This is a genomic window from Mannheimia sp. (assembly GCF_056854775.1).
Genome location: NZ_JBXGGI010000019.1, coordinates 19,559 through 37,832, shown reverse-complemented (window position 1 = coordinate 37,832; position 18,274 = coordinate 19,559). Strand labels below are relative to the sequence as shown.

The window sequence follows — 18,274 nt, the reverse complement described above, 5'->3', positions numbered from 1 at the left end:
TAATGCGGAAATATAGGTTGTTTGTTTAATTAAATAGGAGAAAAAATATGTTAGAAGTATTAGTGACAGCAGTGGCTTATAAAGCAGGCAAAGAGCTTGCGAAAAAGCTAATGGACTAATGTCCACGGCGGGTGGAAGCCGTTAATTCCACAGGTTATTTGGAGTTAATTAAGGAGGACAATATGTGGTATATCGCAGCAGCTGCTTTTGTAGCAGGGGTAGCGGACGCAATCCGCGAGAGCTAAGAGATTAGCCGCGAGGGGCTGGCGAAATAGCCCCATTTTTATGGTATGGGAAGGAAATAATATGTTAGATAGAGTATTAAATATTGCTTTAAGTGTGTCCGATATTATTGCTTTGGTAGCACTTGTTATTCATTTGTTGAGCTAAAGGGAGATAAAAATGTTTGATTTATTGGGATTACAGTTTAAAAATAAAAAAGTAGAGTGCTGGATGAAAATGGGAGTAGTAGCTTTAAATTTAGTATGTGCTTGGCATTGGCTTAGCTAGAGGGAATAAAAAGGAGAAATATGTTAGGGGATGTTGTAGAAGAGATTCTAGCGGATATTCTTACTCAATTAGAGTGGGAATAATCCCTAATTATTCGCAAAAACACGGATTTATGTTAAAATTCGTTTTGTTTTTGATTGTACAAACAAGGATTTTTGATGAAAATTTCATCAAGTCAACAGTTAAATCCACGAAGTTGGACAACTCTTGGGAAGGCTTATTTTAACTTATTGAATGATAAGCAAATTTTAGGTCGTTGCAGTCGAAAGACACAGCCCTGTTTCAAAGGGATTAAGACGTTTATTTACCTAAACCGGCTTTTGCAGCAAGTTCTGTCGAAAGACACAGCCCTGTTTCAAAGGGATTAAGACTCGAGTACGTGTAGCTATTGTCGGCAGTTTAATCGTCGAAAGACACAGCCCTGTTTCAAAGGGATTAAGACTTGATAAATCTCTTCAAATTCCGTCAATGTAATTGGTCGAAAGACACAGCCCTGTTTCAAAGGGATTAAGACCTAAGCTCGATACACTCACGGATCAGAGATACAGGGTCGAAAGACACAGCCCTGTTTCAAAGGGATTAAGACTCTTTACCCATTACTTGATAAGTATTTCTAGCCATTAGTCGAAAGACACAGCCCTGTTTCAAAGGGATTAAGACTCAATCAAGCCATCAGGTCTTTTTGCCCAACCAAGTCGAAAGACACAGCCCTGTTTCAAAGGGATTAAGACTGTTATCGTAATTTTCACTTTGCAATGCACGGAAAAGTCGAAAGACACAGCCCTGTTTCAAAGGGATTAAGACTCTTTCTGGGTTATTATCAACGTTATCAATAGTAGTCGAAAGACACAGCCCTGTTTCAAAGGGATTAAGACGTTAAATCAACTTCATTATTGTTGCTAAATTCAAGTCGAAAGACACAGCCCTGTTTCAAAGGGATTAAGACCGATGGACCCATTTAGCATTAACAATCTCATTGTTAGTCGAAAGACACAGCCCTGTTTCAAAGGGATTAAGACTGATTGTCGTCGACGAACAGGAATTCGCATTCGTCGAAAGATATAGCCCTGTTTCAAAGGGATTAAGACTGCATTTTGCGATCAATCGCAGATAATACAGGGTCGAAAGATATAGCCCTGTTTCAAAGGGATTAAGACTCTTTTCTTGTCTGCAACAGTTCATAAATTCTAAGTCGAAAGACACAGCCCTGTTTCAAAGGGATTAAGACGGTATAAGATTATTCAGTACCTGTACCAATAATATTGTTTTGAAGAAAATGAAATTAATTATTTTGGGCTGTAAGCGGTTAATTTCGTCTAAAAATTTACAAATTTGTAAATTTCTTCTGCCACTATTGCTAGGTTTATAATACATATATCAAATCGCATTATGAAATGTGGTGTATGAACATACGCCATAATTTGAATGTTGTTGTATGAGTATGATTGCAACTTTGAAAGAAGGAGGGGTAATGAATACTCAGCGTGATCGTTATTTAGTTGCCTATGATATAGCTGATCATAAGCGGCTTTATAGAGTGCATAAAAAGGTGGAGGCTTATGCAATTGGTGGGCAAAAATCTTTTTATGAATGTTGGTTGAGCAATCACGAACTCATTCGTTTTCAGCAGGAAATTGGTGAACTCATCAATAAAGTTGAGGATCGTATAGTGATTTTTCAAATTTATTCTGATACTGAACCGATGTTATTTGGTAAAGCCTTTCTACAATCTACTCAACCTTTTCTTTTGGTTTAATAGGAGGAGCTATGTCTAGCTTATATATTGACCGCAAAGGTGCCAGCCTAAAATTATCCGGCGATGCTTTAATTTGTTATGAAAACAATGAACGTATTGGCACAATTCCTTTAGCACCTATTGAAAGAATTTATCTGAAAGGAGATGTTACTCTTCAAGCCTCACTACTGGCAAAACTAGGGGAGAGGAATATAGGTGTAATTTGTCTCTCCAGCCGCAAAAATATACCTACTTTATTTGTTTCCCAGCCACATAATGATGCGGAACGTCGGCTTGCTCAATATGAGCTTGCGAATAATGAAGAGTTTTGCTTAGCCCTTGCTCAGAAACTTATACAGTTGAAATTACTTATTCAGAAAAATTGGCTGTGGCAGGCCTCGAATGCCAGATTAGATAAAAAAGTATTGTTAGTGCCTAAGGCGGAAGAACTAGATGGATTGATTGGTAAAATAAAGGAGCAATCATCATTACCTTCATTACGTGGCATTGAGGGACGGGCAGCAAGTGTTTACTTTACCGCATTAAGCCAATATTTACCGCCTTCATTGAAATTTGACGGTAGAAACCGTCGCCCACCACGTGATCCTTTTAATGCGGTATTATCGCTGATTTATACATTGTTGCACAGTGAAGCTGTTCTTGCTTCTTATGGTACCGGCTTAGACCCTTATATCGGTTTTTATCATTCGTTAGATTATGGACGAGAATCACTAGCCTGTGATTTGATTGAGCCGCTACGTCCTTTGGTTGATAATTGGCTATTGGGCTGTTTTCGCAGTGAAATATTACGTGTAGAACATTTTTCTATTACCGAGGAAGGCTGTTTTCTAGGAAAAGCAGGACGAGTGCATTTTTATCAAGCCTATGAGAAACAGGTTGCAAATTGGCGAAAAATACTCACAGAAAATTGTTTTGATTTAGTGAAAATTTTTAAAGAATGTCGAAATGGAAACACCCCCCAAAGACGAGAAAAGGATATTGCCGAGTTAGAAAAGCCAAACTGGAATGTTTTATTAGAAAGCTATTATTTTAATCAACGCACGATGTTAGCGGATTGGGTATTTAATTTTTAGGAGGGTAATATGCAATATCTGATTGGTTATGATATTAGTGATCCCAAACGACTACAAAAGATTTATAAACGTATGACGGCTTATGCAACCCCTATTCAATATAGTGTTTTTTTATTGGATGGTAGCATAAAAGAGCTAAAAGCATGTTTAAATGAAGTTTTAGATGTATTTAATAAAAAGCAAGATGATTTGAGGATTTATCCCTTACAAAAAGGAGCAAAACAGTGGCATTTAGGTAAACCGATTTTACCGGAAGGAATTATTTGGACTGCTTTGCCAATAAATACTATTGGGATAGCTAAATGAGTGTGCGAAAATATCGTAAAAGGTTTTACAAGCGGTCTTTTTATTGCCGTTTTTTGCAAAAATAGTTGAGCAGGCGAGGGCTGAAATTTGTTAAAATGCGACCTAAAAATAACGAATAAAAAATTAGAGGAATCAATGTTTGTAATCGGTCAGCGTTGGCTAAGTGAATCGGAAAATAATTTAGGCTTAGGTATTGTGAAAGCGGTGGATCATCGCACTGTTACCATTAATTTCCCCGCAGCGGAAGAAGAGCGAGTGTATGCTATTTCTGTTGCCCCTTTAACCCGTGTGCAGTTTCAAGCAGGCGATAGAATTAATAGCCTTGAAGGTTGGCAGCTTGATATTGTAGATGTAGTTGAAAATCAAGGTGTTGCGATTTATTTGGGAAAAAGGGTCGATAATGGAGAAGAGGCTGTTTTGCCTGAAATGCAACTCGATCACAAAATTAGCTTTAGCAAGCCACAGGATAGACTTTTCTCGGCACAAATTGATCGTAGTGATCGATTTGCGTTACGTTTTCGTGCGTTAGAGCATCAACAAGCTCAGTATCAATCGCCTTTGAGAGGCTTGCGTGGTATTCGAGCCAGCCTAATTCCCCATCAATTACACATTGCTAAAGAAGTTGGGCAGCGTTTATCGCCGCGTGTTTTACTTGCTGATGAAGTGGGTTTAGGAAAAACCATTGAAGCGGGAATGATTTTACAACAGCAGCTTTTTAGTGGCAGAGTAGAGCGTGTGCTGGTGCTCGTGCCGGAAAGCCTGCAACATCAATGGCTGGTGGAAATGCTCCGCCGTTTTAATCTGAAATTTTCGCTATTTGATGAAGAACGTTGTAGTGATTTTGATAAGGAAGATGAAAACGGTGAGAATGCCAGCGAGAATCCATTTGAAAGTGAATCTTTAGTGATTACTTCACTGAACTGGTTGGAAACCGCACCACAGCGAGCAAAACAGGTGCTTGATGCCGGGTGGGATTTGATGATTGTTGATGAAGCTCATCATTTAGAATGGTCAGAAGAACAACCTTCGGTGGGTTATCAATTTGTCGAAAATTTAGCGAAAAGTATTCCTTCGGTCTTACTTTTAACCGCAACGCCTGAGCAACTAGGGCAAGAGAGCCATTTTGCTCGCCTAGCTCTGCTCGATTCCGATCGTTTTTATGATTATAACAGCTTTGTGGCGGAGCAAACGCAATATCAGCCCGTTGCGGATGCGGTGGCGACATTATTAAATGATAAGCCTCTCACAAATGACGAGCAGAATACCATTGCAGAATTGCTAAGCGAGCAGGATACCGAGCCGATGTTCCGAGCGATCAATAGCAAAAAATCGGACGAAAATGACCGCTTGCAAGCCAGACAAGAGTTGATTAGTGAGCTGATTGACCGACACGGAACAAGCCGCGTATTGTTTAGAAATACCCGTCAAGGCGTGAAAGGTTTCCCTCATCGTGAATATCATCAAATCAGCTTGGAAATGCCGAAACAATACCAAAATGCGTTAAAAGTGATGGGTATGATGGGGAGTTTGAGCCAAACGGATTTACTTTATCCGGAATACTTGTTCCAGCGAATGAACCCAAATGCTAAATGGGCAGATTTTGACCCTCGTATTGAGTGGCTAATTACCTTCTTGAAAAATCATCGTGAAGAAAAAGTGTTGGTTATCTGTAAACAAGCGGATACGGCGATTGCGTTAGAGCAAGTTCTACGTGAGCGTGAGGCGATCCGCTCGGCAGTATTCCACGAGAAAATGTCGATTGTTGAGCGTGATAAAGCAGCGGCTTATTTTGCTCAACAAGAAGAAGGTGCTCAAGTGCTGATTAGTTCAAGCATTGGTTCAGAAGGGCGTAACTTCCAATTTGCTAAAGATTTGGTACTGTTTAGCCTGCCGGATAATCCTGATTTGCTTGAACAAAGTATTGGGCGTTTAGACCGTATCGGGCAGAAAAACGATATCCAAATTTATGTGCCGTGCTTTAATTTGTCGGCTCAGCAAATGTTGGCGGAGTGGTATCACAAAGGCTTAAATGCGTTTGAAGAAACCTGTCCGATGGGAACGGCGATTTTCCGTGAATTTAATGAAGAATTACAAGTTTTCTTGAAAAAACCTGAATTTTCAGAGCAATTTGATGACTTTTTAGCGAAAACGCATAAACGCCAGCAACAATTGAAAACAGAATTAGAAAAAGGGCGAGATAGATTATTAGAACTCAATTCTAATGGTGGAGAAACCGCTCAACAGCTTGCAGCAGATATCGCTAAAGAAGATAATAATCCGCACCTCGTAAATTTTGCCCTGAATTTATTTGATGTGATTGGCGTGGAGCAAGAAGATTTAGGCGAGCAGAGCATTGTGATTAGCCCAACAGGGCATATGTTAGTACCGGATTTTCCGGGGCTGTCGGAAGAGGGGACAACCATTACCTTTGATCGTGAATTAGCCCTAATGCGTGAAGATGTGGAGTTTCTAACTTGGGATCACCCGATGATCCGCAACGGCATTGATTTAATTACCTCTGGCGATATGGGGAAATCAGCAGTTTCATTGTTGGTGAATAATAAATTACCTGCCGGTACATTATTACTTGAAGCCATTTATATTGTGGAAACACAAGCCCCAAAAGGCTTGAATTTAACGCGTTTCTTGCCACCAACACCAATTCGCATTTTAGTGGATAACAAAGGTAATAACATTGCTCCACAGGTTTCCTTTGCAGGGCTTGAACGCCAGTTAAAACCTGTGAATAAGCAGATGGCAAATAAAATTGCGAAAATGGCACGGGCAGATATTGAGAAACTGATTAAAGCAAGTGAAAAAGCCGTGCTACCTCAAGTACAAGAAGTAATTGAAACCGCAACATTTGAGGCAAATAGTAAATTAAAAGCAGAATTACACCGCTTGGAATCCCTCAAGATGGTAAATAAAAATATTCGAGCTGATGAAGTTGAGGCATTAGAGCAACAACTCAACGAAACATTAGCACAAATCGCCCTTGCAAATTACCGTTTGGATTGCTTGCGTGTGATTGTGAGTAATAAAGAGTAGCTTAAAAATATGGCATTAATTGAATATAACCCACCGCTCGAGCCTTTTTTGAACGAGGTTTATCGGGATAATCATATTTTAGTTTTAAACAAACCAAGTGGTTTACTTTCTGTACCGGGTAGCCAACCTGAATATTATGATAGTGCGATGACCCGAGTGCAGAAAAAATATGGTTTTACCGAACCGGCTCATCGCCTTGATATGGCAACAAGCGGTATTATTTTGTTTGCACTGAGCAAAGCAGCGGAAAAGGAATTGAAACGTCAATTTCGTGATCGTGAGCCGAAAAAGCACTATATTGCGTTACTTTGGGGAAAATTAGGCGAGAAAGTGGGTGATAAAGGCGAAATGAATTTTCCGTTAATTTGTGATTGGGAAAATCGTCCCCGTCAAAAAATTTGCTATGAGCGAGGTAAAAAAGCGATTACCCATTATGAAATTTTGGCTCATAACGCCAATAATACCACTCGTGTAAAACTCACGCCGATTACAGGGCGTTCGCACCAATTGCGGGTGCATAGTTTGGCACTGGGGCATCCGATTATCGGCGATAAATTTTATGCTAATCCACTAGCGAAAAGCCTTTCGCCTCGCTTATGTTTACACGCAGAATCGCTTACTATTACTCACCCGATTACGGGCGAGTTAATGACGTTTAGTGCAGAGCCAGAGTTCTAAGTTATCTCAACAGGCTTCTGTAATATTCCCAATCAAAATATTGCCCTGGGTCGATTTTTCGTTCTGGGGCAATATTGCTATGCCCTGTGATTCTCTCATCGGTAATTTGTGGGTAGCTTTTCTGAATAACTTGCGTGAGTTTCGCCAACGATTGATATTGTGCTTTGGTAAAGGGTTGATTATTACTCCCTTCTAGTTCAATACCAATCGAGTATTCATTACATTTTTCCCGCCCCTCAAAGCAAGACACTCCGGCGTGCCACGCCATATCATTAAAATTTACATATTGAGTAATTTCGCCTTTACGATTAATTAAACAATGGGCAGATACTCGAAGATCTTTAATTTCTTCAAAATAAGGGTGAAGAGTTGGGTCAAGTTTGCCTTGAAAAAAAAGATCGATAAAATTACCACCAAATTCTTCGGGGGGAAGGCTAATATAGTGAATAACCAATAATGAAATATCATTTTCACTCGGGCGTTGGCTAAAATGGGGAGAGGGGACTTGTTTTTGATGAACTAAACAGCCGTTCTGAATTTTCAATTTTTGCATAGTTTAAATAGGGTAAATACGGTAAAATTACGTCTAACTATATTTTACAAGAAAAGAGAAAATTATGCTCAGTTATCGCCACAGTTTCCACGCAGGCAACCACGCAGATGTGTTAAAACATATCGTTCAACTTTTGATTTTACGTTCATTAAAAGAGAAAGAGAAAGGCTTTCTTTATCTTGATACTCACTCGGGTGTTGGGCGTTACAGTTTGCTGAGCTTTGAATCCGAAAAAACAGGGGAATATTTAGAAGGTATTGCCCGCCTGTGGGAACGTAATGATTTGCCTGAAGAAATCGCTTTATACATTGATGAACTGAAGAAAATTAATCGTGGCGGAAAACTCAAATATTACGCAGGTTCACCACTTTTAGCGGTTCAGCAGCTGCGTGAGCAAGACCGAGCGATTTTGACCGAACTTCACCCTAACGATTTCCCATTATTACGCCAAGAATTTGCCAAAGCCAAAAACGTGCAGACTAAACGTGAAAACGGTTTTCAGCAGCTAAAATCGGCTTTACCGCCAAAAGAACGCCGAGGCTTTGTGCTAATCGATCCACCTTATGAACTAAAAGAGGATTATGAATTGGTGGTGCAAGCGATTGAAGAAGGTTATAAACGTTTTGCGACAGGCGTGTATGCGATTTGGTATCCGGTGGTGTTACGCCAACACACTAAACGCATTGTGCGTGGTTTGCAGGAAACCGGAATCCGTAAAATTTTGCAAATTGAACTTGCGGTTCGTCCTGACAGTGATCAACGAGGTATGACCGCAAGTGGAATGATTGTAATCAACCCACCTTGGCAGCTTGAACAACAGATGAAAAATATTCTGCCTTATTTAACCGAAGTGCTTGTGCCGGAAGGAACAGGCTCTTGGACGGTAGAATGGATTACGCCTGAGTAATTTATACAAAGTAAAATTTTTGAGAAAAATAACCGCTTGTCAGAACAGGAAAAAACGATGCAACAATATAAACACGACTTTATCGAATTTGCCCTCAGCCGCAATGTTTTAAAATTTGGCGAATTTACCCTAAAATCAGGCAGAATCAGCCCTTATTTCTTCAATGCAGGGCTTTTCAACACTGGGCGTGATTTAGCCAAATTAGGGGAATGTTACGCACAAGCAATTCAAGCTTCAAACATCGAGTATGATGTGCTATTTGGTCCTGCCTACAAAGGCATTCCGATTGCAACTACTGTGGCAGTTGCCCTTGCTAATCAATTCGATGTGGATAAGCCTTGCTGCTTTAACCGCAAAGAGGTGAAAGATCACGGTGAAGGTGGTAACTTAATCGGTTCACCGCTGAAAGGTAAAATTTTATTGGTGGATGATGTGATTACCGCAGGCACAGCAATTCGCGAATCAATGGAAATTATCAACGCCAACAATGCTGAATTAGCTGGTGTGTTAATTGCATTAAACCGTAAAGAAAAAGGTAAAGGCGAGCTTTCAGCGATTCAAGAAGTTGAACGTGATTATGGCTGCCAAGTGTTCTCGATTGTGGATTTTGATGATTTGGTTTCCTTTATTGAAAAATCGCCACAATATGCCCCTTATTTGCCGAAGATGTGTGAATATCGTGAAAAATATGGTGTGTAAATTTTTGCGAAAATAAGACCGCTTGTATCATTATATTATGAATAATTTTCATATTTAGCTGAGATTTTTTCAGCGAAAAAATGGATAAATTCATTGTGAGTAGATCACAATTGGCTTAGGATATTACTCAATATTAATGAGTTTGGAGAAACACAATGACGGACAAAAAATTACCTTTTCACGCAGATACTGTGGGTTCATATTTACGTTCAGAGGCTTGGAAAAAAGCTCACGCAGACTATAAAGAAGGCAAAATTTCACTGGAAGAGCGTGATGAAATTGTAGACGCAGAAGTAAAAAAATTAGTGCAAGCTCAGTTAGATGCAGGCATTCAAGTGGTTACAGATGGTGAGTATCATCGTTCTTGGTGGCATATCGACTTCTTGGAAAATCTAAATGGTATTGAGGGCTATGTGCCGGAAAAAGCCTATGCGTTTAAAGGCGTTGAAGTTCGTCCTTACAATACTCGTTGTTGTGGCAAAGTGTCGTGGAATCCAAACCACCCGTTTATTGAACATTTCAAAAAATTTAATGCCATTGTAGATGGGCGTGCGGTAGCGAAATTTACTATTCCAAGCCCGAACCAGTTGATGTATCCGGTTCAATGGGATCACGGTATTTACCCAAATCGTGAAGCATTTGCGAAAGATGTGCAACAAGCCTATAAAGAAGCGATTAAAGCTTTTTATGATGCAGGTTGTCGCTATTTACAAATTGATGATGTGTATTGGGGATCGCTGTGTAACAACTTTGAGCAACCTACTTTTGAAGCGGATAAAGCTCAAGCGGTTGCCAATATTCAAGCGATTTTAGCCGATAAACCGGCGGATATGACTATTACCACACACGTTTGTCGTGGTAACTATAAATCATCTTATTTATTAACCGGGGCTTATGATCCAATCGCTGATGGTTTATTTGCTCAAACCAACTATGATGGTTATTTCTTAGAATATGATGATGAGCGTTCAGGCGGTTTTGAGCCGTTAAAACATTTCGCTAACAATAAAGGGCGTGTGGTGTTAGGCTTAATCAGCTCGAAATTCCCTGAATTAGAAGATAAAGAAGCTATCAAAGCTCGCATTGCCGAAGCTGCACAATATGTGCCGTTAGAGCAACTTTGCCTAAGTCCACAATGTGGTTTTGCTTCGACAGAGGAAGGCAATATTATGTCTGAAGCTCAGCAATGGGCAAAAGTTCGCTTTGTGGAGGAAATCGCCAAAGAAGTTTGGGGAGAGGATTAATCTCCCCAATATATAAAATTACCTGCTTGCTATTTTATTGGGTGAGCGGGTAATTTTTCGGCAATCCACATCTTAATTAATGCTTGTCTAGGTACACCTAAATGACGAGCTTGTTTATCTAATGCTTCAACCATCCAATGAGGAAAATCTACATTCACTCGTTTTATCATTCCCGGTCGTTGGGCGGTGGAAAGATCAAAATATTGAAGAACGTCCTCTTTTCCTTCATCAAAAATACGTTCTAGTTCTTCTGCACTAATGGTGTTTTTCATAGCAAGATATTTCCTTTTTGCGTGAGCGTCTAACAGAAATTAGACGAATAGTGTCATTTCTCATAGTGAAAAATGCACTCCAATGTTTACCATTTAATTTTCCGATAGTTAAGTAGCGAAGTTCTATATCTGAACGAGATACAAGAGTTACTCTTTGATCATCTTCCCAAAGTAACTTAGCTTGCTCAAAATCAATACCGTGTTTGTTAAAATTGCTAATACTTTTATTGGGGTCATACTCAAATAAAAGTGGCTCGGTATATTTTAATTCAATATACATAGTATTCCTTTTTTATACCTTTTACAATATGGAGTACTAGCATAAATAAAATGGAGAAGAGGTTCAAAATGGAAAAGTGATTTTTTCGACAGAGATCGAGAAAATCACTTTTAATCATTGACATAGTCTAATTGGAGGAGTAGCTACTTAATACGCTCAAAACCTTGTGCAAGATCGGCAATTAAATCTTCTACGGCTTCTAAACCAACGTGAATGCGAATTAATGTGCCAGTTAGTTTCCGCTCAATAGCCGGGCGAATTCGAGCGATTTCTTCAGGCTGGTTGGCAAGAATGAGGGATTCAAACCCACCCCAAGAGTAAGCCATCGAAAATAATTCAAAATGTTCTAAGAAATTGGCTAATTTTTCTTGTGAGAGCTTTTCGCAAAGTTCAAATGAAAATAGACCGCTTGATCCTAAAAAATCTCGTTTGAAAAACTCGTTACCCGGACAACTTTCAAGAGCAGGGTGGTAAACCGCTTTCACTTCAGGGCGTTGTGCTAACCAATTTGCAATTTCAATACTGCTTTTCTCGTGCTGGCTCAAGCGAATGCCTAAGGTACGTAAGCCGCGAGCGGTGGTGTAGGCAGAATCGGCATCAACCATTTGTCCCATTAAGTAAGAGCCTTCACGTAATTGATCCCAACAGCGAGCGTTAGAAACCGCTGTGCCAATCATTACATCAGAATGTCCAACTAAATATTTCGTGCCTGCTTGAATAGAAATATCAATGCCGTATTCAAGTGCAGGGAAAAGTACACCGGCAGACCAAGTGTTATCAATCATAATCACGATTTCAGGGTTCACTTCACGAGCTACTTTCACCAAAGTTGGGATATCAGGCACTTCCATTGTAAGCGAACTTGGCGACTCTAAAAAAAGCACTTTAGTGTTAGGTTGAACAAGGGCTTTCAAGCCTTCTCCAATCATAGGGTCGTAATAGGTAGTGGAAATTCCCATTCGTTTTAACAGCACATCGCAGAATTCTTGAGTTGGCTCATAAGCTGCTCCTGTCATTAAAACGTGATCGCCCTGTTCCACAAAGGCTAAGATGGAATTTGTTACCGCTGCGGCTCCGCAAGGGTAGAGGTAGCAACCCGCCCCACCTTCTAATTCACACATTGCTTCCTGGAGTGAAAAATGGGTCAGTGTGCCACGTCGCCCATAAAATAAAGCTCCTTTATAACGGTTTTGGGTAGCATATTTTTTTTCTTCCAATGATCCAAAAACTAAGGACGAAGCACGCTGGATAACAGGATTAACCGCCCCTTGTGTGTAGCGTTTTTTACGCCCTGTATGAACAAGTTTAGTGGATAGATTTTTATAGTTAGACATTCTTTTCTCCTAATAAATAAACAAGCGGTAAGATTTTACAAATTTTTTGCAAAATCTTACCGCTTGTAATCCGTATTAACGGAAAATAAAACTGTTTTTTTGTCGGCTGCGTTTAAATTGACTGATTAACACAATCACAGCAAAAATCAGATAAACTGCAAAGGTGAAGATTAACCATTGTGCCATAGAAAAACCAAACATTTCCCATTGGCTTTGACTACAATTTACAGGACCGGGTGCGAAAACGTCCGGTAACCATTTATCAAGCGGCAATGTTTGCGGAAAATCGACCTTAAACTCGCATTGATTCCAAGGCGACGGATTAACTTGATAATCGTGATGTTTAAGTGCCAGCGTTAAGCCTTTAAAGGCACTCCCCAGCCATATTAGAATCGCTAACCATCGTAGAACGGTGTATCGATTACCAAGAAAACCTAATACACCTGCAAATAAAATACCAAATAAAGCGACACGTTCATAAATGCACATTACGCAAGGCACTAAGCCCATTCCGTGTTGAAAGTATAGAGCGATACCTTCTAGCACAATACAACTTAATACCAGAAAAAACCACGCACCACGAGAGAGTGATAGATTTTTAAAATAATGGAGCATAATGATTCCTCATATTTATGAAACGCTTTCATTCTACCTTATTTGGTATAGCTTATCTATATTAGATTAACGTGTAATAATCCAGCCCCAATTCAACATCACTTCAGTCATTGATGGCAGTAAAAATTCCAATGCCAAGAAGCCAACAATTGAAAGTACAATGGTATAAGGCAGAGCCATATATACCATTCTGCCGTACGAGAGTTTGATTAACGGAGCAAACGAAGAAGTTAATAAGAATAAGAACGCTGCTTGCCCGTTTGGCGTTGCTACAGACGGTAAATTTGTCCCGGTGTTGATAGCAACTGAAATTAAGTCAAACTGTTCACGATTAATCACACCAGAGGTGAGTGCCGCTTTTGCTTCATTAATATATACTGTACCGACAAACACGTTATCTGAAATCATTGATAATAAACCGTTGAAGATGTAGAACAACGCAAGTTGTGAGTGCTCTTCAGCTGATAAAACGAAGCTGATAATCGGCTCGAACAATTTTAAGTCGATAATCACTGCTACAACGGAGAAAAATACAATTAACAATGCAGTAAACGGCATTGATTCTTGGAATGCTTTACCTAAAGCGTGTTCGTCGGTAATGCCACAGAATGCCGTACAAATAATGATAATAGTTAAACCGATGATGCCTACATCAGCAAGGTGTAATGCTAAACCAATAATCAACCAAACACCGGCAATGGCTTGTACGATCATTTTTAGCTTATCTTGCTTAGTCATTTTTTGCTCTTTTAATTGATTATAACGAGCAAGCACAACCCAAACACGGCGAGGTAATCTATCTCCATAACCGAATAATTTGTACTTTTCAACAATAAAACACGTTGCAACACCGCAAATTAACACAGGTAAGCTAACAGGTAGAACACGTAATAAAAACTCAATAAATCCCCATTCAGCTTGTGAAGCAATAATTAAGTTTTGCGGCTCGCCCACCATTGTCATCACACCACCTAGAGCAGAACCGACACCGGCGTGCATTAATAAACTTCTTAAAAAACTACGAAATTGTTCTAAAATTTCTTTACGAGTGAGAATTTTCTCATCATTGGTAATATCGGTTGAGTCTTCAAAACTATTGCCCGATGCAACTTTATGGTATACCCCATAGAAACCTGTTCCTACGCTGATAATCACTGCGATTACGGTTAGAGCATCAAGGAAGGCAGATAAGAAAGCAGCACTTAAACAGAAAGCTAGAGAGAGAATTTTTTTTGAGTGGATAGCAATAAGCAATTTGGTAAAAATATACAGCAGAAGTTGCTTCATAAAATAGATACCCGCTACCATAAACATCAGAAGTAAAATAACATCAAAATTTGCCATAATTTCGTGTTTAATGTGGTGAGGGCTAGTCATACCGATAACTACTGCCTCAATGGCAAGTAATCCACCTGGTTGCAAAGGGTAACATTTTAACGCCATTGCCAAGGTAAAAATAAATTCTGCAACCAGACACCAACCTGCCACGAAAGGACTAATGAAGAAATAAATGAGAGGGTTAATAATTAGAAATGCTAAAATACAGAGTTTGTACCACTCAGGGCTTTTCCCTAAGAAACTCTTAAAAAGAGCGTCAATGTTACTCATAAGAACCTCCAAAAGTGAAATAATATTGCAATTGTAATATAGTTTAGATTAAAGGATAATAGGATAACTCATTTTTTATTTACAATAATTGATCATAAATAAAAACAGTGTATTTAAACATAATATTTTGGGGGAGCTAATGGAAAACACTAGCATTTTGAAAGCACAGAGCCCGGCAGCATTAGCGGAAGAATATATTGTAAAAAGTATTTGGAATAATCATTTTCCTCCGGGATCTGACCTTCCTGCTGAACGTGAATTGGCTGAACGTATTGGGGTAACAAGAACTACACTAAGAGAAGTATTACAACGCTTAGCTCGTGAAGGCTGGTTGAGCATTCAGCACGGCAAACCCACCAGAGTAAATTATATCTGGGAAACCGCAGGTCCGAATATTATTGGCACTATTATTAAGTTAGATAAAAACTATCTGCCTGTCGTGATTTCAAATGTCGTTTCATTACGAACCCGTATGGCAGAAGCTTATATTCCCGAAGCGGTTAAACTTGCACCCGAAGAAAGTGCAAAACTCTTTGATGGTTTAGATAATTTGGAAAATACTGCGGTAGCTTATGCAGAATTTGATTATAAATTGTTCAGGCAGTTTACCTTTTTAGCGAATAAACCTGTTTATGCCTTGATTTTAAACAGTTTCAAATCTATGTATCATCAAGTGGCGAAAATATTTTTTAATGACCCGAACAACCGTCAATTAACCTTAAATTTTTACCGCTCGCTACTGGCAGCCTGTATTGCAAAAGATAGCGAAAAAGCGACCGCTTGTATGGCGAAAAGCCGCCAATCAAGCGGTGAAATTTGGAAGAAATTATCCGCAAATATTCCCGAAAATTTCGGCGAACTGTAACAAAAGGCAACGCTTTGAACGAAATTATTTTTAGTTTAGAACCTCAAGAAAACGCACGTCTGCAATCACTTTGCGGTGCGTTTGACGAGCACTTAGCTCTTATCGAAAAAAGTTTCAACTTAGTTATTTCCCGTCAAGGGTTTAACTTTACCATTCAATCCGCAGACGAAAACCATTACTCTGCCGGTCTTATTCAAAATAGTGTAAAGCTAATCAAGCAGCTCTATAACGAAACTGCACCAATTAAAGGCAAAATCAAAGAGTTGGATTTAGAAGACGTACATTTAGCCATTCAAGAAAGCCGAATGTTACTGCAAAACCAATGGCAAGCAAGTACGCAAGGCGATATCGCAATTAAAACCAAACGGGGAGTAATTAAGCCTCGAGGAGAGCATCAACAAGCTTACCTTCGCAATATTTTAAGCCACGATATCAGCTTTGGTATTGGACCGGCAGGTACAGGAAAAACCTTTTTAGCGGTAGCAGCTGCGGTGGAATCTTTAGAACGCCAAGAAATCCGCCGTATTTTGTTGACCCGCCCGGCGGTTGAAGCAGGGGAGAAGCTAGGTTTTTTACCCGGTGATTTAGGGCAAAAAATCGAACCTTATTTACGCCCATTGTATGACGCTCTTTTTGAAATGCTTGGTTTTGAAAAAGCTCAAAAATTGATGGAAAGAGGTGTGATTGAAATTGCTCCGCTTGCTTATATGCGTGGGCGAACGCTAAATGATGCCTTTATCATTTTAGATGAAAGCCAAAACACCACCACCGAACAGATGAAAATGTTCTTAACCCGTATTGGCTTTAATTCTAAAGCAGTAATTACGGGTGATGTTACCCAAGTGGATTTGCCCCGTAGCCAAAAATCAGGCTTAAAGCACGCAATGGAAGTGCTAAAAGATGTACCTGATCTCAGCTTTAACTTCTTTGACAGCAAAGATATTGTCCGCCATCCGGTGGTTGCGAAAATTGTTCAAGCCTATGATGCTTGGGAAGCTATTGATGAAGAAAGACGAGAACAGAAAAAATTGGAAAAACTAGCCCTAGAGCAAGAAAAAATTCTGGCACAAGCGGAATTATTATAATGAAAGCGGTCATATTTGTGATATTTTTTGCAAATTTGACCGCTTGTATTTTGTGCTATTCTTATATCGGAACTGAAGTGGAATTACCAGCTTCCACCGGCACCGCCACCGCCTGATGAGCCACCACCGAAGCTATCGCCACTGCCGAAACTACCGCCAAAGCCGCCGGAGTCTCTGCCAAATCCACCACCTAGACCGCCGCCGAAGCCACCACCAAATCCACCACCAAATCCACCTGAGTGTCTGCCGAAACCGCCACTTCTACGTTGGCTTTCCCTTAGCACTTTCCCTAATTGATCCATTGAGCTTGGGCTAATGTAGGTATTATCGCGTGGGCGGAATATGAGGAAGATCACCATTCCTGCAAAGAGGAAAAAGAGTAATCCGTCAATATCATCAAATGCTTCTTGAGCTTCTTCACCATAACTTGCATAAGGAGCATATTCGCCGTTAATGGCTGCCATAATAGCTGATAATCCACGAGCAATCCCTGCTGCATATTGATCTTGTTTGAAGAATGGGGTGATGTCATTTCGAATGATGCTTGATGCAATGGCATCCGGCAATGCTCCTTCTAACCCTCGCCCCGTTGCAATAAAGAGTTTGCGATCATTTTTGGCGATCAGTAATAAAACCCCGTTGTTTTCGTTGTTTTTGCTACGCCCAATTCCCCATTTATTAAATAAGGTGTGTGCATAGGTAGAAATCGCTTCGCCTTCCGTACTAGGTACAATTACGACGGCAATTTGCGAGCTTGTTTTAGCACGGTTAGCAATTAACGCATCTTCTAAGGTTCGCCATTCTTGCTGGCTTAGCGTGTTTTTAGTGTAGTCCGTGATGTAATAAAACGGCTTTGGCAGCTCGGGATAAGTTACCGCTACTGCATTTACACTAAATATTGCCAGTAGAACGAATAACAAGCGGTCAAAAAAGTGAGAAATTTTGCAAATAGATTTCATCATTTTATTACCACCTCATTAGACAACTCGTTTTGATCATTTTCTTGATAAGGGAAATAGTGGGCTAATGGCTCTTCCACAATTTTAATGGCATCACAAATTGCTTGAGTATAATTACCGTTTTGGCAATCAATACACATTGTTTGATAGATTTTTTGCCAAAAATCATCGCCTACTTTTTGATGAATACCTTCATCGCCAATTACAGCAACATAGTGAGGTTTAAATGAGAGATAAATCAACACGCCGTTACGTTGTGTGGTTTCTCGCATTTTGAGTTCATCAAATAGTTGATTTGCACGCACCATAGCCGCATTTTGCATTTCCTCGATCTTGGCTTTTCGCTCTACTACCACACGCAATTCCGCAGAAGTATGCTGCTCTAAATGGGCGATAGCTTGTTCGATAAGTTTAGTATCAATAGGTAATTGATTAGAAAGAAAAGAAAATAATCCCATTTGATCCCCTTAAAAATAAAGCAA

Annotated in this window: 18 protein-coding genes and 1 CRISPR repeat array; of the genes, 10 read left to right on the top strand and 8 right to left on the bottom strand. The window is 39.7% G+C overall.

Features of this window, described 5'->3' with window-relative positions:
- Positions 1 to 770: 770 nt before the first annotated feature.
- A CRISPR array of direct repeats spans positions 771 to 1,738; the repeat unit is 38 nt; unit sequence AGTCGAAAGACACAGCCCTGTTTCAAAGGGATTAAGAC.
- A 243-nt stretch (positions 1,739 to 1,981) separates the two neighbouring features.
- The 5 genes from cas2 (ACJHV0_RS01760) to rluA all read left to right on the top strand — a co-directional run bounded on the left by cas2 (ACJHV0_RS01760) (position 1,982) and on the right by rluA (position 7,371).
- Positions 1,982 to 2,266 (top strand): CRISPR-associated endonuclease Cas2, encoded by a 285-nt coding sequence (cas2, locus tag ACJHV0_RS01760; RefSeq protein WP_483133210.1) that lies wholly within the window; start codon positions 1,982 to 1,984, stop codon positions 2,264 to 2,266.
- A gap of 11 nt (positions 2,267 to 2,277) precedes the next feature.
- Positions 2,278 to 3,339 (top strand): CRISPR-associated endonuclease Cas1, encoded by a 1,062-nt coding sequence (gene cas1 / locus ACJHV0_RS01755; RefSeq protein ID WP_483133209.1) that lies wholly within the window; start codon positions 2,278 to 2,280, stop codon positions 3,337 to 3,339.
- Between the two features lie 9 nt (positions 3,340 to 3,348).
- A complete protein-coding gene (gene cas2, locus ACJHV0_RS01750; RefSeq protein ID WP_483133208.1) occupies positions 3,349 to 3,645 on the top strand; it encodes a CRISPR-associated endonuclease Cas2 in 297 nt (98 codons plus the stop codon).
- A gap of 135 nt (positions 3,646 to 3,780) precedes the next feature.
- Positions 3,781 to 6,693 (top strand): RNA polymerase-associated protein RapA, encoded by a 2,913-nt coding sequence (gene rapA / locus ACJHV0_RS01745; RefSeq protein WP_483133207.1) that lies wholly within the window; start codon positions 3,781 to 3,783, stop codon positions 6,691 to 6,693.
- Positions 6,694 to 6,702: 9 nt separating this feature from the next.
- Positions 6,703 to 7,371, top strand: coding sequence for a bifunctional tRNA pseudouridine(32) synthase/23S rRNA pseudouridine(746) synthase RluA (gene rluA / locus ACJHV0_RS01740; protein WP_334233015.1), 669 nt, complete (start codon positions 6,703 to 6,705; stop codon positions 7,369 to 7,371).
- Position 7,372: 1 nt separating this feature from the next.
- Here rluA and ampD read toward each other — a convergent pair whose 3' ends face one another.
- Positions 7,373 to 7,924 carry a 1,6-anhydro-N-acetylmuramyl-L-alanine amidase AmpD gene (ampD, locus tag ACJHV0_RS01735; RefSeq protein ID WP_334233013.1) on the bottom strand — a complete coding sequence of 184 codons (552 nt, stop codon included), beginning with the start codon at positions 7,922 to 7,924 and terminating at the stop codon, positions 7,373 to 7,375.
- 64 nt (positions 7,925 to 7,988) lie between these two features.
- Between ampD and ACJHV0_RS01730 the strand changes: the two genes are divergently transcribed.
- The 3 genes from ACJHV0_RS01730 (at position 7,989) to ACJHV0_RS01720 (ending at position 10,774) form a co-directional block, all read left to right on the top strand.
- Positions 7,989 to 8,831 (top strand): 23S rRNA (adenine(2030)-N(6))-methyltransferase RlmJ, encoded by an 843-nt coding sequence (locus ACJHV0_RS01730; RefSeq protein WP_483133206.1) that lies wholly within the window; start codon positions 7,989 to 7,991, stop codon positions 8,829 to 8,831.
- A 57-nt stretch (positions 8,832 to 8,888) separates the two neighbouring features.
- A complete protein-coding gene (pyrE, locus tag ACJHV0_RS01725; RefSeq protein WP_483133205.1) occupies positions 8,889 to 9,530 on the top strand; it encodes an orotate phosphoribosyltransferase in 642 nt (213 codons plus the stop codon).
- Between the two features lie 155 nt (positions 9,531 to 9,685).
- The gene (locus ACJHV0_RS01720) at positions 9,686 to 10,774 is read left to right on the top strand and encodes a 5-methyltetrahydropteroyltriglutamate--homocysteine S-methyltransferase (protein WP_334248268.1); all 1,089 of its coding nucleotides are present in this window, start codon (positions 9,686 to 9,688) and stop codon (positions 10,772 to 10,774) included.
- A 29-nt stretch (positions 10,775 to 10,803) separates the two neighbouring features.
- On the opposite strand, the gene brnA is transcribed toward ACJHV0_RS01720, so the two are convergent.
- The 5 genes from brnA to nhaB form a co-directional block, all read right to left on the bottom strand.
- On the bottom strand, positions 10,804 to 11,046 hold the full coding sequence (gene brnA, locus ACJHV0_RS01715) for a type II toxin-antitoxin system BrnA family antitoxin (protein WP_025235749.1): 243 nt from the start codon (positions 11,044 to 11,046) through the stop codon (positions 10,804 to 10,806).
- Positions 11,030 to 11,326, bottom strand: coding sequence for a BrnT family toxin (locus tag ACJHV0_RS01710; protein ID WP_483133204.1), 297 nt, complete (start codon positions 11,324 to 11,326; stop codon positions 11,030 to 11,032). Before ACJHV0_RS01710 ends, brnA begins: the two co-directional genes overlap by 17 nt.
- 143 nt (positions 11,327 to 11,469) lie before the next feature.
- Positions 11,470 to 12,660: a cystathionine beta-lyase gene (gene metC, locus ACJHV0_RS01705; RefSeq protein WP_483133203.1), complete on the bottom strand. Its 1,191-nt coding sequence runs from the start codon at positions 12,658 to 12,660 to the stop codon at positions 11,470 to 11,472.
- A gap of 75 nt (positions 12,661 to 12,735) precedes the next feature.
- Positions 12,736 to 13,275: a disulfide bond formation protein DsbB gene (gene dsbB, locus ACJHV0_RS01700; protein WP_334235755.1), complete on the bottom strand. Its 540-nt coding sequence runs from the start codon at positions 13,273 to 13,275 to the stop codon at positions 12,736 to 12,738.
- 66 nt (positions 13,276 to 13,341) lie between these two features.
- Positions 13,342 to 14,883 (bottom strand): sodium/proton antiporter NhaB, encoded by a 1,542-nt coding sequence (gene nhaB, locus ACJHV0_RS01695; protein WP_025235753.1) that lies wholly within the window; start codon positions 14,881 to 14,883, stop codon positions 13,342 to 13,344.
- 139 nt (positions 14,884 to 15,022) lie between these two features.
- Between nhaB and fadR the strand changes: the two genes are divergently transcribed.
- Together fadR and ACJHV0_RS01685 are read left to right on the top strand one after the other, a co-directional pair.
- Complete coding sequence (gene fadR, locus ACJHV0_RS01690; protein WP_025235754.1) at positions 15,023 to 15,748, top strand: fatty acid metabolism transcriptional regulator FadR; 726 nt, start codon at positions 15,023 to 15,025, stop codon at positions 15,746 to 15,748.
- Positions 15,749 to 15,762: 14 nt separating this feature from the next.
- The gene (locus tag ACJHV0_RS01685) at positions 15,763 to 16,833 is read left to right on the top strand and encodes a PhoH family protein (RefSeq protein ID WP_334229453.1); all 1,071 of its coding nucleotides are present in this window, start codon (positions 15,763 to 15,765) and stop codon (positions 16,831 to 16,833) included.
- A gap of 83 nt (positions 16,834 to 16,916) precedes the next feature.
- Here ACJHV0_RS01685 and ACJHV0_RS01680 read toward each other — a convergent pair whose 3' ends face one another.
- Together ACJHV0_RS01680 and ACJHV0_RS01675 are read right to left on the bottom strand one after the other, a co-directional pair.
- Positions 16,917 to 17,795 carry a TPM domain-containing protein gene (locus tag ACJHV0_RS01680; protein ID WP_483133202.1) on the bottom strand — a complete coding sequence of 293 codons (879 nt, stop codon included), beginning with the start codon at positions 17,793 to 17,795 and terminating at the stop codon, positions 16,917 to 16,919.
- Entirely contained in the window at positions 17,792 to 18,250 is a 459-nt protein-coding gene (locus ACJHV0_RS01675) for a TPM domain-containing protein (RefSeq protein WP_334235757.1), read from the bottom strand. Before ACJHV0_RS01675 ends, ACJHV0_RS01680 begins: the two co-directional genes overlap by 4 nt.
- Between the last annotated feature and the right edge of the window lie 24 nt (positions 18,251 to 18,274).